Origin of the sequence: Streptomyces sp. NPDC005878 (genome assembly GCF_040629815.1) — a bacterium.
Lineage (GTDB): Bacteria > Actinomycetota > Actinomycetes > Streptomycetales > Streptomycetaceae > Streptomyces.
In genome coordinates, this window is record NZ_JBEXWK010000009.1 from 37,739 (window position 1) to 51,563 (window position 13,825).

Consider the following 13,825-nt stretch of genomic DNA (forward strand, 5'->3'; position numbering starts at 1 on the left):
CGATTGAGCGCCGTCGCGGGGCGTTGCGAGTGGATTCCCGAACCGCTGAATTCGATCTCGCATATCTCATCCAGGAGGACGAACCATGGGAACTGGCGTGATCATTGCCGGTGCCGGACCCGTCGGGCTGATGCTGGCCGGCGAACTGCGGCTGAACGGCGTCGACGTCGTCGTCTACGAGCAGAGAGCCACCCCGAGCGGGGAGTCGCGCGGAGTCGGGTTCACCCGGCGGGCCGCGGAGGTCTTCCACCAGCGCGGACTGCTGGCCCGCTTCGGGAACATCGAGATCGGCAACGAGGGCCATTTCGGCGGTGTGCGCATCGACTTCACCGCCCTGGAGGACAACCACTTCGGCATCCGCGGAGTGCCCCAGTACCGCATCGAGGAGATCCTGGAGGCGTGGGCCACGGACCTGGGCGCGGACGTGCGCCGCGGATACGAGGTGGTCGACTACCGGGAGGGGCCGGACGACATCACCGTGGTGGTGGACGGGCCGGACGGCCGCGCCGAGCACACCGCGCGGTACCTGGTGGGCTGCGACGGCGGGCGCTCCCGGATCCGCAAGCTGGCCGGCATCGACTTCCCCGGACGCGAGGCCACCCGCGGGATGTACGTGGCGGACGTCGTGGACCGCCCCGACATCAAGCCGCGGGTGATCGGCGAACGGGTCGACGGCGGCATGGTGATGGCGATCCGCCTGGAGGAGGGGGTGACCCGGATCATCATCCACCCGGCGAAGCTCACTCCCCGCGACAGCAGCAAGGTGACCTTCACCGAGATCGCGGACTCCTGGCAGGAGCTCACCGGGCAGTCGCTGCACGGGGCCGAGACGAAGTGGGTCAGCGCGTTCACCAACGCCACGCGCCAGGCCGCCGAGTACCGGCGCGGCCGGGTGCTGCTCTCCGGCGACTCCACCCACATCCACATCCCGGCCGGCGCCCAGGGGCTGAGCGTCGGCGTCCAGGACGCGGTGAACCTCGGCTGGAAGCTGGCCGCCACCGTGAACGGCTGGGCGCCCGAGGGACTGCTCGACACCTACCACGCCGAACGGCACCCGGTGGGCGAGAAGCTGCTGCGCAACACCCTCGCCCAGGCCTCCCTCTATCTCACCGGCGACGAGATGGAGCCGATGCGCGAGGTGATGCGCGAGCTGGTGCAGTCGCCGGACGCCGCGCGGCGCCTGGCCGGGCACGTCAGCGGCCTCGGCATCCGGTACGACATGGGCGGGGCCGCGGGGCATCCGCTGCTCGGGCTGCGCATGCCCGACCGCGAGGTCAAGCTCGGGGACGGCTCCACCACCCGGGTCTCGGAGCTGCTGCACCGGGCGCGCGGTGTGCTGGTCGTCGCGGACGGCAGCACGGAGCCGGCCCGGCTCGCCGAGGGCTGGTCCGACCGGATCGACATCGTCACCGGGGCGAGCTGGTCGGACCGGGTGGACATCGTCCCGGACGGCTGGGTCCCGGCCGACACGGCGGAGGGGACGACGCCGGACGCCGTCCTCCTGCGTCCCGACGGGCACGTAGCCTGGGTCGCCCCGGACGGCGGTGAGCTGCTCGACGCGCTCGCGCGCTGGTTCGGCTCGCCGCGCTGAGGCGGCGCTCCGGCTCGACCCGCCCACCCGCAGGAGGCCTTGTGATCGAATTCGTGGAGGCAGACGAGACCACTCCTTATACGGAGCAACTCCGGGAACGGACCGGCCAGGTGGTGCTGGTCAACACGTTCACCGTTCCGCGGGGCAGGACCGAGGAGTTCCTGGCGCTCTGGCGCGAGGACGCCGCATACTTCACGCGGCAGCCCGGCTTCGTCTCCACGCAGATGCACCGGGGCATCGCCGGCAGCCGCAACCTGGTGAACATCGCGGTCTGGCAGTCCGCCGCCCATCTGGCGGCGGCGCACGGCAACCTCCAGGCCCGTCCCGGCGGTTCGGGGTACCCGGAGGGCTGCACGGTCTCGCCCCATCTGTACGAGAAGGTCGCGGTCGAGGGCATCTGCGGCGAGTGACGCCGCACGGGCCCGGGGCCCGTCACGCCGATGTGACGGGTTCCGGGTCTGTTCTCGGCCATAAAACCGGCCAAGTTCACGCCACTTGGCGTCAGCCGGGTCGTCGCCGCGGGACGGGAACGCGAGCGGCGCCGACCCCGGCGGCGGGGAAGCGGACCGGCCGCATCACGAGTGCGAAGCGGATCACCACCCCGGAATGTGCGATTCCGGCCCGGCTTCTGACGCTCCCTGACGTCCGGTCCTCCTCGGTGGATCGATTCCCCCGACTGTTCACCTCCGACGGTACAGAAGGTTGTCCGCACTTGACGGAACCTGAACTTCCGCTCTGTTCGTCCGCCGTTTGCCCCCGTACAGCGAGGCCCTCCGCGCTCCTCCGGGGGCCCTTCGGGCTGCCCGGTCCACGCCTTGCGCGCGCGTGAACAGCCTTGTCCCACAAGGGAATCGGGCGCCCGGCGAACCGGCTCCGGGGTGGTTGACAAGGCTTCTCCCGTCGCCTTTCATTTCGCACACCGGAAGTGGATTCCGGTTCCGATTCATTGCGAGGGGGCGCAAAGTGAGTCTGGCCGAGCAATCAATTGACGATCAGTTACTGAAGATCCACGCGGCGGACCTCGACGAGGTCGTGACCTCCATGGTCTGGATCGAGTCGCATCCCGCCGGTGAAGTACGCATCGACTCCCTGGTCTTCGAGGACTCGCCCCGTCTCGGCGGTGCGGACGAGGACCACGTGCGCGTGCTCGCCGAAGCCGGCGACTCGCTGCCGCCGATCACCGTCCACCGCTCGTCGATGCGCGTCATCGACGGCACCCACCGGGTGCGCGCCGCGCTCCTCAACGGCCGGACCACCATCCAGGCCCGGATGGTCGACTGCGACGAGGGCGCCGCCTACGTCCTGGCGGTCAAGGCCAACGTCACCCACGGTCTGCCGCTGTCGCGCTCCGACCGCTCGGTCGCCGCCGCGCGCATCATCATGACCCACCCGCAGTGGTCCGACCGGGCCGTCGCCGCCGCGGTGGGCCTCTCCGACAAGACGATCTCCCGGATCCGGTCCCGCTCCTCGGCGGACGCTCCGCAGTCGAACGCGCGCCTGGGCCGCGACGGCCGGCTGCGCCCGCTGGACAGCGGATACCGCCGCCAGCAGGCCGCCGCGATGATCCACGAGCGGCCCGACGCGGGGCTGCGCGAGGTGGCCCGGGCGACCGGCCTCTCCCCGGCCACCGTGCGGGACGTGCGCCAGCGCATCGACCGGGGCGAGGACCCCGTACCGGGCCGCTACCGCACGGCCGCGGGCCAGAGCCCGGCGCCGGGCACGCCCGTGGTGCCCCGGCAGACGCAGCGGGCGGTGAGCGCCCGCAGCGAGCGGCGGGAGATCACCGTCGACCGGCAGAAGCTGCTCGCCAAGCTGAGCGAGGACCCCTCGCTGCGGCTCAACGAGGCCGGCCGGCGCACCCTGCGCTGGCTCCACCACTACACGGTGGACGGCGAGGGCATGGAGACCCTCGGCCGCGGTCTGCCCGGCCACTGGGCACCGGAGGTCGCCGACCTCGCACGCAGCTGCGCCGCCGCCTGGCAGACCCTTGCCGAGCAGCTCCAGCAGCGGGCCGAGTGAGCCGGCCGGGCACCGGCCGTGGCAGCGCCGCCACGCGCTGAACACCGCGTACACGTGCGGAACGACGAGGAGGAGTGCTGGTCGCGGGAGGAACGCCCGCACCGGCACTCCTCGCGTTGGTCCGTGCAACTGCGGCACACCCGCATCCGTCCGCCGGCGGGCGGATCATCGATACGTTCGAACAGCTGCCCAACCAGCCGCCACCACCGTCAGGTTGGAAAGGCTTCAACGCGCTGACGTAACCAGGAGGCTGTCCGTGTCCCCTTACGCAGATACCCGCGACAACGGCCCCAGGACGGGGGTCTGGTTCATCGGAGCCCGCGGCTCCGTCGCCACCACGGCGGTCGCCGGCTGCGCCGCCGTCGCCGCCGGACTCCAGCCCGCCACCGGCCTGGTCACCGAGAGCCCCGACTTCGCCGGCGCCGGCCTTCCCGAGCTGTCGTCCTTCGTCTTCGGCGGCCACGACGTGGCCAGCAGCCCGCTGCCCAAGCGCGCCGAGGAACTGGCCGCGGGGGGAGTCCTCCCGCACACCCTGCCCGCCGCCGTGCGCGCCGAACTCGCCGCCGCGGACGAGGAGATACGCATGGGCGGCCCGCTGCCCGGCGACACCCGCGACGACGAGGAGCTCATCGCCGCGTTCGCGGCCGACCTCACGGACTTCGCCCGTCGTACGGGCGTCGCCCGCACCGTCGTCGTCAACGTCTCCTCCACCGAGCCCGCGCCCGCCGAGGGCGACCCCCGGCTGCCCGCCTCCTCGCTCTACGCGGCGGCGGCCCTGCGCGCCGGATGCGCGTACGTCAACTTCACCCCGTCGACCGGACTGCGCCACCCGGCCCTGGAGAGCGCCGCCGAGGCGGCCGGCGTCCCGTACGCGGGCCGCGACGGCAAGACCGGCCAGACCCTGCTCCGCGCGGTGCTCGCGCCGATGTTCCGCCAGCGCGCCCTGGCCGTACGGGCCTGGTCGGGCAGCAATCTGCTCGGCGGCGGAGACGGGGCCTCGCTCGCCGACCCGGCGGCGGCCGCCGCCAAGAACGCGGGCAAGAACCGTGTCCTGGAGGACAACCTCGGCACGCTGCCCGAGGGGGAGGTGCACATCGACGACGTGCCCGCGCTCGGGGACTGGAAGACCGCCTGGGACCACATCGCCTTCGAGGGCTTCCTCGGCTCGCGGATGGTCCTCCAGACGATCTGGCAGGGCTGCGACTCGGCGCTCGCCGCGCCGCTCGTCCTGGACCTGGCCCGCCTCACCGCCCGCGCCCACGAGGCCGGCCTCACCGGCCCCCGCCCCGAGCTGGGCTTCTACTTCAAGGACCCGGACGGCGGCTCCTCGGCCCTCGCCGAGCAGTACGGCGCCCTGCTGGCGTTCGCCGAGCGGCTGCGGGAGGCCCGGTGAGGCAGGGCTTGCGCGACTGGGCCGAACTCCTGCGTATCTCCGCCCTGTTCACCGTTCCCGGAGACGCCCTCGCGGGGGCGGCGTCCGCCGGGCTGCGCCCCGACCGCCGCACCGCGCTCGCCGTGGGCTCCTCGCTGTGCCTGTACGAGGCGGGCATGGCCCTGAACGACTGGGCGGACCGCGCCGAGGACGCCGTCGACCGCCCGCACCGGCCCATCCCGTCCGGCCGCGTCAAGCCCGCCGCGGCCCTGGCGGCGGCGGCCGGCCTCACCGCCGCCGGCCTGGCGCTCGCCCACCGCGCGGGACGCCCCGCCGGTCTGGTGGCCACCGCGCTCGCGAGCACGGTGTGGGCGTACGACCTGCGTCTGAAGCACACCGCGGCGGGCCCGGCGGCGATGGCCGCGGCCCGCTCCCTCGACCTCCTCCTGGGCGCGACGGCCACCGGCGGCACGGTGGCGAGGCCCTCCCTGCTCCCCGCCGCGGCGCTGGGCGCGCACACCTACGCGGTCACCTCCGTCTCCCGGCACGAGACGCAAGGGGGCGCGGTGGCCGCGCCGCTGGCGGCCCTGGCCGGAGCGCTCACCCTGGGGGCGCTCACGGCCCGGCCCGTGCCGTCGCCGGGGTCCCGCCCCGCACCCGCCGACCTGGCGCGGGCGGGCCTGGCCGCGACCTACGCCGCCACCGCCGCGAGGCCCCTCCTCCACGCCGTCCTCAACCCCTCGCCCCCGCTCACCCAGCGGGCGGTCGGCGGCGGGATCAAGGCGATGATCCCGCTCCAGGCGGCCCTCGCGGCGCGGGCGGGCTCGGTGCGTACCGCCGCCGCGCTGGCCGGGCTCATCCCCGTGGCCCGCACGCTCGCACGAAAGGTCAGCCCCACATGAGCCTCCGCCTCGGCTACGGCACCAACGGCCTCACCGACCTGCGCCTCGACGACGCCCTCGCCCTCCTCGCGGACCTCGGGTACGAGGGCGTGGGGCTCACCCTCGACCACATGCACCTCGACCCGCTCGCGCCCGGACTGGCCGCGCGCACCCGGGCGGTGGCCCGCCGCCTCGACGAGCTCGGCCTCGGCGTGACCGTGGAGACGGGCGCCCGGTACGTCCTGGACCCCCGGCGCAAGCACGGGCCGTCCCTGCTCGACCCCGACCCGGACGCCCGGGCCCGCCGCACCGGACTGCTGGTGACGGCCGTCCGCGTCGCCGCCGACCTCGGCGCGCACGCCGTGCACTGCTTCAGCGGCATCACGCCCGAGGGCACCGACGACGACACCGCCTGGAAGCTTCTGGGCGAGGCGCTCGGCCCGGTCGTCGACGCCGCCGCGGAGGCGGGTGTGGCGCTGGCGATCGAGCCCGAGCCCGGTCATCTCCTGGCCACCGTGGCCGACTTCCACCGGCTGCGCGAGCAGTTGGGCGACCCGGAACCGCTGGGGCTGACCCTCGACATCGGCCACTGCCAGTGCTTGGAGCCGCAGTCGCCCGCGGAGTGCGTGCGTGCCGCCGCGCCCTGGCTGCGGCACGTCCAGATCGAGGACATGCGGCGCGGGGTCCACGAGCACCTGCCGTTCGGGGACGGAGAGATCGACTTCCCGCCCGTCCTGGCGGCGCTGGCCGCCACCGGATACGACGGTCTGACCGTCGTCGAGCTGCCCCGCCACTCCCACGCGGGCCCCGAACAGGCCCGCCGCTCCATGGAGTTCCTGCGCCCGCTGACCGCCGGTGCCGCCTCGGCCCCGAAGGGAGCCTAGCCGTGATGTCTCGTGCGGAACTCGACGCGCGCTTGGGCGGCGCCGCCCGCGCCTGGCTCGACGAGGCGCTCGCCGAGGCGGCCCACACCGCCGAGCGCCCCTCCGCCGGATACGGCACCGCCCCCTGGGAGCTGCGGTTCGCCTCGGCCGGACGCCACCTCGGCGCCGACGCCGTCGACGAGGCCCGCGTCCTGCTGCTGCGCACCGCCCGGGTGGACGCGGCCACCGCGACCCGGATCTACCAGCAGGGCAGCGCCGCCGAGCGCCGCGCGGTGCTGCTGGCCCTGCCCGGCCTCGGCATCGATCCGGCGGCCGGGGTGCCGCTCGTCGAGGACGCGCTGCGGGCCAACGACACCCGGCTGGTGGCGGCGGCCGTCGGCCCCTACGCGGCGGCCCACCTGGACCCGCACGCCTGGCGGCACGCCGTACTGAAGTGCCTGTTCACCGCCGTGCCCGTGGCCGCCGTCGCCTCCCTGCGCGAGCGCGCCCACGGCGACACGGAACTCGCCCGGATGCTCCGCGACTACGCCGAGGAGCGCGCCGCCGCCGGCCGCCCCGTCCCCGACGACCTGCACCGCGTACTGGCCCTCACCGGGGCCGAGGAGTCCTGACCATGCGTATCTTCGACCCGCACATCCACATGACGTCCCGCACCACCGACGACTACGAGGCGATGTACGCGGCGGGCGTGCGCGCGGTCGTCGAGCCCGCCTTCTGGCTGGGCCAGCCCCGTACCTCGCCCGCGAGCTTCTTCGACTACTTCGACGCGCTGCTCGGCTGGGAGCCGTTCCGGGCCGCGCAGTACGGCATCGCCCACCACTGCACGATCGCCCTCAACCCCAAGGAGGCGAACGACCCGCGCTGCACGCCCGTCCTCGACGAGCTGCCCCGCTATCTGGTCAAGGACGGCGTGGTCGCCGTCGGCGAGATCGGCTACGACTCGATGACGCCCGCCGAGGACCACGCCCTGGCCGTACAGCTCCAGCTCGCCGCCGAGCACGGCCTGCCCGCGATGGTGCACACCCCGCACCGCGACAAGCTCACCGGTCTGCGCCGCACCGTCGCCGTCGTCCGCGAGTCGGCGCTCGCCCCCGACCGGGTGCTGCTCGACCACCTCAACGAGACGACCGTGCGCGAGGCCAAGGACAGCGGCGCCTGGCTCGGCTTCTCCGTCTACCCGGACACCAAGATGGACGAGGACCGGATGGTCGCGATCCTCGACGAGTACGGCCCGGAGAAGGTGCTGGTCAACTCGGCCGCCGACTGGGGCAGGAGCGATCCGCTGAAGACCCGCAAGGTCGCGGACGCCATGCTGAAGGCCGGGTTCGACGAGGACGCGGTGGACCTGGTGCTGTGGCGCAACCCGGTCGCCTTCTACGGGCTGAGCGGCCGCCTCGACCTGTCGGTGGCGGCGCCGGAGGCCTTGCACGAGGGCAACTCCATCCTGCGCGGCGGCGAGTAGCCCATGCGACTGCGCCACCCCGACGGCTCCACGCTCCACCTCGCGTACTGCACCAACGTCCACCCCGCCGAGACCCTCGACGGGATCCTCGCGCAACTGCGCGACCACTGCGAGCCGGTCCGCCGACGGCTGGGCACCGACCGGCTCGGCATCGGACTCTGGCTGGCCCGGGACGCCGCCCGCGAGCTGAACGCCGACCAGGCCGCGCTGCGCGGCCTGCGCCGCGCCCTCGACACCCGCGGCCTGGAGGTCGTCACTCTCAACGGCTTCCCGTACGAGGGGTTCGGCGCCGAGGAGGTCAAGTACCGCGTCTACAAGCCGGACTGGACCGACCCCGAACGGCTCGCGTACACGACCGGCCTGGCCAGGCTGCTCGCCGCACTGCTCCCCGACGACGTCACCGAGGGCACCATCTCCACCCTCCCGCTCGCCTGGCGCACCGGCTTCGACGGCGCCGCGGCCGAGGCGGCGCACACCGCGCTGCGCACGCTGGCCGCGCGCCTCGACGCGCTGGAGGAGGAGACCGGAAAGTCCGTCCGGATCGGCCTGGAACCGGAGCCCGGCTGCACGGTCGAGACCACCGCCGACGCCATCGCCCCGCTCACCGCGATCGGCTCGCCCAGGATCGGCGTCTGCGTCGACACCTGCCATCTGGCGACCTCCTTCGAGGACCCGGGCCCGGCGCTGGACGCGCTGCACGCCGCCGGGATCACCGTCCCCAAGGCCCAGCTGTCGGCCGCGCTGCACGCCGAGGAGCCCGGCAGGCCCGACGTGCGCGCCGCGCTGGCCCAGTTCGCCGAACCGCGCTTCCTGCACCAGACCCGCACCCGCGGCGGCGCCGCGCTCCTGGGCACCGACGACCTCGACGAGGCGCTCACCGGCCGGGCCCTGCCCGACACCGCCCCCTGGCGCTCCCACTTCCACGTACCGCTGCACGCGCGGCCCGCGGCGCCGCTGACCTCCACGCTGCCCGTCCTGCGCGAGGCCCTGGCCGTCCTGGTCGGCGGCCCGGTCGCGCGCACCCGGCACCTGGAGGTCGAGACGTACACCTGGCAGGCCCTGCCCGCCGAGCTGCGCCCGCGTGACCGGGACCAGCTCGCCGACGGCATCGCCGCCGAAATCGGCCTCGCCCGGGACCTGTTGACCGACCTCGGCCTCAAGGAACTGCCATGACCGACGCCCCCGCGCCCACCCCGCTCCTCGTCCTGGACGTCGTCGGCCTCACCCCCAAGCTGCTGGAGCACATGCCCCGGCTCAGGGCGCTCGGCCGCTCGGGCTCCCTGGCCCGGCTCGGCACGGTGCTGCCCGCCGTGACCTGCGCGGCCCAGTCGACCTTCCTCACCGGCACGCTCCCCGCCGAGCACGGCGTCGTCGGCAACGGCTGGTACTTCCGCGACCTCGGCGAGGTCCTGCTCTGGCGCCAGCACAACGGCCTGGTCCAGGGCGACAAGCTGTGGGACGCGGCGCGGCGCGCCCACCCCGGTTACACGGTCGCCAACATCTGCTGGTGGTACGCGATGGGCGCGGACACCGACATCACGGTCACCCCCCGCCCGGTCTACTACGCCGACGGCCGCAAGGAGCCCGACTGCTACACCCGGCCGCCGGCCCTGCACGACGAACTCCACGAAAAGTTCGGCACGTTCCCCCTCTTCCACTTCTGGGGCCCCGGCGCCGATCTCGTCTCCTCCCAGTGGATCATCGACGCCACCCGCCACATCCTGGCGACCCGCGCCCCCGACCTCGCGCTGTGCTACCTGCCGCACCTGGACTACGACCTCCAGCGGTACGGTCCCGACGACCCGCGCTCCTACCGCGCCGCCGCCGACCTGGACGCCGCCATGGCACCGCTGCTCGACGACGCCGAGGCGGCCGGGCGCACGGTGGTGGCGCTGTCGGAGTACGGCATCACCCGTGTCAGCCGGCCCGTCGACATCAACCGCGTCCTGCGCCGCGCCGGTCTGCTGGAGGTGCACACCCAGGACGGCATGGAGTACCTGGACCCGATGGCCTCCCGCGCCTTCGCGGTGGCCGACCACCAGCTCGCGCACGTCTACGTCCGCAGCCCCGAGGACCTCGACGCCGTGCGCGAGGCCCTCGCGGACGTCCCCGGAATCGAGCGGCTCCTCGACGACGAGGGCAAGAAGAGCTCCGGCCTCGACCACCCGCGCTCGGGCGAACTGGTCGCGGTCGCCGAGCCGGACGCCTGGTTCACCTACTACTACTGGCTCGACGACGACCGGGCCCCGGACTTCGCCCAGCTCGTCGAGATCCACCGCAAGCCCGGATACGACCCGGTCGAGCTGTTCATGGACCCCCTCGACCCGTATGTGAAGGTCAAGGCCGCGAAGGCGCTGGCCCGCAAGAAGCTCGGGATGCGCTACCGGATGGCGGTCGTCCCGCTGGACCCCTCACCGGTGCGCGGCAGCCACGGGCGGCTGCCCGACGACCCGCGGGACGGGCCGCTGCTGCTGTGCTCGGCTCCGGACGCGGTGGGCGAGGAGGTGGCGGCCACCGAGGTGAAGGGGCTGCTGCTGAGGCTGGCGGGGCTGGGGTAACGCGCGCGCCCGTGACGGAAGAAGCTTCCGGCACGGGAGACGGAAGACGGAAGACGGAAGACGGAAGAGGCTCCCGGCGGAAACGATCCGCCGGGAGCCTCTTCGTACGGGCGGCGAGAGCCCGGGGCCGGTCAGACCGGGCGCGCCTCGACGATCGAGACGCCCGCGGCGGTCTGCACCACCCGGTCGAGCTGGAAGCCGGTGGCCCGCAGGATCTCCGCGTACTGGCGGGCGGTGCGCTCCTTGCCGCCGACCAGGATCATCAGCCACAGGTCGACGAGCTTGGCGGGGTGCGCCGCGTTGCCCTCCGGAGGAACGAATTCCATGACGAGCAGCCGGCCGTCGGGGCTGATTGCCTCACGTGTGTTCTTGAGGATCTCCAGCGCCTTCGGCTCCGGCCATTCATGCAGAATGTGCTTCAGCAGATAGGCGTCAGCGCCGGCCGGCAGCGGACCGAAGAGATCACCCTTGTCGATCTCCACCCGGTCGACGACGCCCTCGTCCGAAAGAAACGCGTGGGCGCCCAGCTCGTCCGCCCGGGAATCGAAGAGGATGCCCTTCGACTGGGGCGTCTTCTTCAGGATCGCCGAGAGCAGACCGCCACGGCCGCCGAAGACGTCCACGAGGGTCTTGTACTTGGAGAAGTCGTACGCGGCGAGAATGGGCTCGGTCTCCATATTCGAGAGCGTGCCCATGCCGTTGAGGAAGATCTCCGCGAATTCCGGGTTCTGGCCCAGGTACTCGTACGCGTGCATCCCGCGGTTCTTCTCCAGGCTCGGCTGGCCCGTGCGCACCGTGTGGATGAGCGCACCCCAGTCCTCCCAGCTCGCGGGGTGGCCTGTCAACAGGGCCATGTCGCGCATCGACATCGGCGTACCGGTACGCAGCGCGTCGGCCATCGGCGTCAGCTTGAACCGGCCGTCGCTCTGCTCGCTGAATATGCGGTAACTGGCGAGGGCGCGCAGCAGGCGGTGGACCGCGTCCGGGTCGGCCTCGATCCGCCGGGCGATCTCCTCCGAGGACAGCGGGCCGTCGGCGAGCTGGTCGGCGATCCTGAGCTCGGCCGCCACGTAGATCGCCTGGGACACCCAGGCACCCTGGGCCAGTTCGAGGACGGCGATCGGCGCGGGCACCATCAGCTGGGCGAGGCGCTGCACCCGCGCGCGCACCCCTTCGACGATGCGGACGACTCGGGCGGGCGGAATTGGGGGCATGCGTATCCTCCGTGGGCGGTTGCGCAGCGGTATCAAGAGTCTCAATTACCGGGATACCGGAAACTACGGCGTCGACTATGTCGCCGACTATGGGCGTCGCCCGGCAGACTCTAGAGCCGCGCACCGCGCCGAACAACCACTCAACGCGCGAAAACCGGGGGCCGGTTGGCCGAAATTGCCCGCACGAGTTCGACCCCAGTGAATTCCGAGTGCGAATCAAGTGTGCAACTGCGGATGGATCGCAGTCGGACAGGCTTACAACTTACCTGCGAATACAGGACGGTTGAGGTAGAAGCGTCTATCGTGGCGCCCGTTGAGACGGCTCCCAATGACGGGGGCACGCCATGATGAGGGAGAGACATGTCGAGAATACGCAGGTCTTGGAGTGGGGCCTTCGTGGCGGCGGCGGCCGTGGGCACCCTGGCCGTCACGCTGATCCCCGGCCCGGCACAGGCCTCGCCGTCCTCGCCGAAGGAGGCCAAGGCCGCTGCCGCGTCCATCGAGGTCATCGCGAGCAAGCTCAACAACCCCCGCGGCCTCTCCGTCCAGGCGGACGGGACGATCCTGATCGCCGAGTCGGGCGTGGGCAAGCCGGGCTGCGCGCCGGGCACCAAGTGCGTCGGACTGACCGGTTCCGTCTACCGTGTCAAGGGCACCCAGCAGGGCCGCGTCGTCACCGGCCTGGCCTCCGCCGCGGTGGCCCCGACCAACCCGTACGAGCCGATCTCGGCCGCCGGCCCCAACGACGTGGAGGCCAACGGGTCGGGTTACCTCGTCCTCAGCGGCTTCGGCGGCAGCACCGACGACCGCGCCAAGCTGGGCGCGGACGCGGCCAAGCTCGGCACGTTGCAGACGGGCAGCGGCTGGGTCGTCGGCGACCCGGTCAAGCACGAGACGCTGCTCGACCCCGACTGGGTGCTGGGCCACCCGGCCAACCCGGAGGAGGCGTCGGTCCACAGCAACGCCTGGCGCTTCGCCCGCAACGGCCGCGGCTTCCTGGTCACGGACGCCGGTGCCAACGACCTGGTCGGCGTCGGCTTCGGCGGCCGCACCACCACCGAGGCGATCTTCCCGGACAACGAGCTCCCCGCCCCGGGCGCCGGCGCGGCCCCGTCGGCCAAGGAGAAGAAGGTCCTGGAGTCGCTCGCCCCGCAGACCAAGACGGTCGCCGCCGACGGCACGGTCAAGGTCCAGGCGGTGCCCAGCGGCATCGTCAAGGGTGCGGACGGCGCGTTCTACATCGCCGACATGGGCGGTCTGCGCCCCGGCGGTTCGCGCATCTGGCGCCTGGTGCCGGGTCACCGCGCCGAGGTCTTCGCCAGCGGTCTGACCGCGGTCACCGACCTCGCGGCGGACAAGAACGGCAACCTGATCGCGCTGACGCTGACCGGCGGCTTCCAGCAGCAGGGCCCGCCGCTGCCGGGCAAGCTGAACCGGATCGACCTCAAGACCAAGGCCGTCACCGAGATCCCGACCGACGGCAAGCTGGCGATGTCCACCGGTCTGGCCGTGGGTCCGAACAACGAGATCTACGTGACCAACAACTCGGTCGGCACCGAGGGCCAGCTGATCAAGGTCACCCCGTAGTAGTCCTACTCCGGTCCCGGTCCTGACGCCGGGAGCGGCGCCGGCCGGTCGGTTCCGGCCGGTGTGCGACGTGCGGCCCCGCAAGGCACCTGACGCCTTGCGGGGCCGCTTCGTCGTCCGCGCGGGAAGGCCGCGGGAGGGGCGGGGCGAGGGGTGCGCGAGGGATGGGGACAAGGCCGCGGGAGGGGTGGGGGCAAGGCCGCGGGAGGGATGGGGACAAGGTCGCGGAAAAAATTCTTCCCGTTCCGCGGTCACAC

12 protein-coding genes are annotated in these 13,825 nt (G+C 72.9%); 11 read left to right on the forward strand and 1 reads right to left on the reverse strand.

Annotated features, from left to right (window positions below):
- Positions 1–85: 85 nt before the first annotated feature.
- The 10 genes from ABZ404_RS16260 (at position 86) to ABZ404_RS16305 (ending at position 10,767) form a co-directional block, all read left to right on the forward strand.
- Entirely contained in the window at positions 86–1,591 is a 1,506-nt protein-coding gene (locus tag ABZ404_RS16260; protein ID WP_358832660.1) for an FAD-dependent monooxygenase, read from the forward strand.
- Positions 1,592–1,632: 41 nt separating this feature from the next.
- Positions 1,633–2,001 (forward strand): antibiotic biosynthesis monooxygenase family protein, encoded by a 369-nt coding sequence (locus ABZ404_RS16265; protein ID WP_358832661.1) that lies wholly within the window; start codon positions 1,633–1,635, stop codon positions 1,999–2,001.
- A gap of 553 nt (positions 2,002–2,554) precedes the next feature.
- Positions 2,555–3,610 (forward strand): ParB/RepB/Spo0J family partition protein, encoded by a 1,056-nt coding sequence (locus ABZ404_RS16270; RefSeq protein ID WP_358832662.1) that lies wholly within the window; start codon positions 2,555–2,557, stop codon positions 3,608–3,610.
- 250 nt (positions 3,611–3,860) lie between these two features.
- Positions 3,861–5,003 (forward strand): inositol-3-phosphate synthase, encoded by a 1,143-nt coding sequence (locus ABZ404_RS16275; protein WP_358832664.1) that lies wholly within the window; start codon positions 3,861–3,863, stop codon positions 5,001–5,003.
- Positions 5,000–5,884: an SCO3242 family prenyltransferase gene (locus ABZ404_RS16280; RefSeq protein WP_358990479.1), complete on the forward strand. Its 885-nt coding sequence runs from the start codon at positions 5,000–5,002 to the stop codon at positions 5,882–5,884. The genes ABZ404_RS16275 and ABZ404_RS16280 overlap by 4 nt, the downstream gene beginning before the upstream one ends.
- Complete coding sequence (locus ABZ404_RS16285) at positions 5,881–6,747, forward strand: sugar phosphate isomerase/epimerase family protein (protein WP_358833915.1); 867 nt, start codon at positions 5,881–5,883, stop codon at positions 6,745–6,747. Before ABZ404_RS16280 ends, ABZ404_RS16285 begins: the two co-directional genes overlap by 4 nt.
- A 5-nt stretch (positions 6,748–6,752) precedes the next feature.
- Positions 6,753–7,358 carry an EboA domain-containing protein gene (locus tag ABZ404_RS16290; protein ID WP_358833916.1) on the forward strand — a complete coding sequence of 202 codons (606 nt, stop codon included), beginning with the start codon at positions 6,753–6,755 and terminating at the stop codon, positions 7,356–7,358.
- A 2-nt stretch (positions 7,359–7,360) separates the two neighbouring features.
- Positions 7,361–8,209 carry a TatD family hydrolase gene (locus ABZ404_RS16295; RefSeq protein WP_358833917.1) on the forward strand — a complete coding sequence of 283 codons (849 nt, stop codon included), beginning with the start codon at positions 7,361–7,363 and terminating at the stop codon, positions 8,207–8,209.
- Positions 8,210–8,212: 3 nt separating this feature from the next.
- Positions 8,213–9,382, forward strand: coding sequence for a metabolite traffic protein EboE (gene eboE, locus ABZ404_RS16300; RefSeq protein WP_358833918.1), 1,170 nt, complete (start codon positions 8,213–8,215; stop codon positions 9,380–9,382).
- The gene (locus ABZ404_RS16305) at positions 9,379–10,767 is read left to right on the forward strand and encodes a nucleotide pyrophosphatase/phosphodiesterase family protein (RefSeq protein WP_358833919.1); all 1,389 of its coding nucleotides are present in this window, start codon (positions 9,379–9,381) and stop codon (positions 10,765–10,767) included. Before eboE ends, ABZ404_RS16305 begins: the two co-directional genes overlap by 4 nt.
- Before the next feature lie 131 nt (positions 10,768–10,898).
- On the opposite strand, the gene ABZ404_RS16310 is transcribed toward ABZ404_RS16305, so the two are convergent.
- Positions 10,899–11,981 (reverse strand): methyltransferase, encoded by a 1,083-nt coding sequence (locus ABZ404_RS16310; protein WP_358833920.1) that lies wholly within the window; start codon positions 11,979–11,981, stop codon positions 10,899–10,901.
- 360 nt (positions 11,982–12,341) lie between these two features.
- Here ABZ404_RS16310 and ABZ404_RS16315 point away from each other — a divergent pair, with 360 nt between their 5' ends.
- Positions 12,342–13,568, forward strand: coding sequence for a ScyD/ScyE family protein (locus ABZ404_RS16315; protein WP_358833921.1), 1,227 nt, complete (start codon positions 12,342–12,344; stop codon positions 13,566–13,568).
- Positions 13,569–13,825: the final 257 nt, after the last annotated feature.

What these genes read in the sequence shown, in the direction of transcription:
- ABZ404_RS16285 (WP_358833915.1), top strand. Translation starts at nt 5,881, where the DNA reads ATGAGCCTCCGCCTCGGCTACGGCACCAACGGCCTCACCGACCTGCGC.
- ABZ404_RS16295 (WP_358833917.1), top strand. Translation starts at nt 7,361, where the DNA reads ATGCGTATCTTCGACCCGCACATCCACATGACGTCCCGCACCACCGAC.
- ABZ404_RS16310 (WP_358833920.1), bottom strand. Translation starts at nt 11,981, where the DNA reads ATGCCCCCAATTCCGCCCGCCCGAGTCGTCCGCATCGTCGAAGGGGTG.
- ABZ404_RS16315 (WP_358833921.1), top strand. Translation starts at nt 12,342, where the DNA reads ATGTCGAGAATACGCAGGTCTTGGAGTGGGGCCTTCGTGGCGGCGGCG.
- ABZ404_RS16305 (WP_358833919.1), top strand. Translation starts at nt 9,379, where the DNA reads ATGACCGACGCCCCCGCGCCCACCCCGCTCCTCGTCCTGGACGTCGTC.
- ABZ404_RS16290 (WP_358833916.1), top strand. Translation starts at nt 6,753, where the DNA reads ATGTCTCGTGCGGAACTCGACGCGCGCTTGGGCGGCGCCGCCCGCGCC.
- eboE (WP_358833918.1), top strand. Translation starts at nt 8,213, where the DNA reads ATGCGACTGCGCCACCCCGACGGCTCCACGCTCCACCTCGCGTACTGC.
- ABZ404_RS16260 (WP_358832660.1), top strand. Translation starts at nt 86, where the DNA reads ATGGGAACTGGCGTGATCATTGCCGGTGCCGGACCCGTCGGGCTGATG.